We start from the raw sequence: 1724 nt of genomic DNA on the forward strand, positions 1-1724 counted from the left end.
CACCGCCGTCGCGGCGCTCGCGGGCTCCTCCGCCGGCTCCGCCTCGGCCGCCAACGCCCAGTTCACCGCCGGGAGCCGGAAGCCGCCCGGCCTCCGCTCCGGCTCGCCGCGCTGCTCCTCGCCCACCATGCATCCCCTGCGCTCGACGACACTCCTGTGGGGAGCTACGGACGGCGTGGCCGAACCGGTTCAACCGGATCGGCGCGGTTCAGGACCCGACCGTCCAGACGGGCTCCGCGGCCGCCTCCGGCGGGGTCAGCACGAAGGACACGGCCTGCTCCAGCACCGCCGCCGAGGGCTCCGTCCACGGCTCGTCGAGCTGCCGGCGCACGTGCGCGAGCAGCTCGGGGTCGGGCGCCAGCCCGTACTCCTCCAGGTAGTACGTCACGGTGTCGGTCCAGATCCACCGGCCGTCGGTGCGAAAGCCCATCGGCACGACGCCGCGCCGTCCCGGGTCGACCACGTCGTCCATCAGCATCGGCGTCAGCAGCACCGTCGCCCCGGCTCGCAGGTACCGGGCCACGGCCTCGCGCTCCGCCCCCGCCGCCAGCCGCGGCCGGTCCGGCGCGAACCCGGGCCCGGTCACCGGATCCACCGCGTCGAACACCGCCGCCAGCCGGAACCCGCCCTGCACCGTCTCGGCCATTCCCGTACTCCTCCCGACGGCCACGTCCCTACGCTCCGTCCGACGGACGGACGGCCCCGCGGGGTTCACCGGGGAGCGGGTCGGACCTACCGTCCGCATGACGCACCTGTCAGTGGCCGTTGTGATGATCGCCGCACAGTGACGCGAGGAGATCATCATGGGTGCCTGGGGCATCGGCCCGTTCGACAACGACACGGCGCTGGACTTCACCGATGCCCTGGACGAGGCCGCCGAGCACGAACGCGAGGGCCTGGTCCGGGCGGCGCTGGTCCGCACCGTCCAGGCCTGGAACTACCTGGAAAGCCCCGAAGGAACAGAGGCCGTCGCCGCCGCGGCCCTCATCGCCGCACAGTGCCCGGGCGGTGAACCGATCAGCACGAGCTATGGTCCCGACCAGGCCCTTCCGGTCTTCGCCGCCGACCTTCGGCCGCTCGCCGTCGAGGCACTCGACCACGTGGTCGCCGAGGCGTCCGAGCTCGCCGAGCTCTGGGACGAGACGCCCAGTGGTCCGACGTGGCGGCAGAGCGTCAGAGGCCTGCGCGCCGTGCTCGACCCCGAGCCCGAGCCGCAGGACGCGCTGTTCGAGCTCTGACCGGCCCCGGCAACGGTCACCCGGCGCCGAGGGCGAGGGCGTAGCGGGAGGGATCGGCGGGGCGGACGCGGTCGGCGGGGGCGACGGCGTCGCGTCGGGCGAGCCAGGTGCGCAGGCGGTCGGGGCCCGGGCGGACGCCGCCGACCTCGTGGAGCAGCACCCGGGCCGGACGGTCCTCGTCCGGGTCCGCCGGCTCGACCTCGACCACCTCGAACTCCGTGCCCGGGGCGAAGATCACCGTCGGCTGGTCGCCGGGCTCGCCGAAGGCCGAGCTGCGGCGGCCGCCGACGGACCAGATGGCGAACTCGATCCCGACGTCGTCCCCCAGATCCGCTCCGGGCGCCGCCAGGCCGGTCACCGGGGCCCGCTCGGTCAGCACCGTGCCCGGGGCGTACGCGGCGAGGTCGCAGGCCTGCGCCGGGCCCGCGACCAGCACGCCGCCGTAGTGGCTGGGCAGTCGCCGCAGGCCGGCGGCCAGGCAGCGCA

At 75.2% G+C, this 1724-nt stretch carries 2 protein-coding genes and 1 pseudogene; 1 reads left to right on the forward strand and 2 read right to left on the reverse strand.

What is annotated here, in order from left to right; genetic code table 11:
- Positions 1-208: 208 nt before the first annotated feature.
- Positions 209-646, reverse strand: coding sequence for a hypothetical protein (locus KS423_RS45010; RefSeq protein ID WP_224285446.1), 438 nt, complete (start codon positions 644-646; stop codon positions 209-211).
- 157 nt (positions 647-803) lie between these two features.
- Between KS423_RS45010 and KS423_RS45015 the strand changes: the two genes are divergently transcribed.
- A complete protein-coding gene (locus KS423_RS45015) occupies positions 804-1238 on the forward strand; it encodes a DUF4259 domain-containing protein (RefSeq protein ID WP_224285447.1) in 435 nt (144 codons plus the stop codon).
- A gap of 16 nt (positions 1239-1254) precedes the next feature.
- Here the strand turns inward: KS423_RS45015 and KS423_RS45020 are convergent.
- Positions 1255-1724, reverse strand: a pseudogene (locus KS423_RS45020) (hypothetical protein); the annotation flags it as partial.

Source organism: Streptomyces sp. LS1784 (assembly GCF_020103755.1).
GTDB lineage: Bacteria > Actinomycetota > Actinomycetes > Streptomycetales > Streptomycetaceae > Kitasatospora.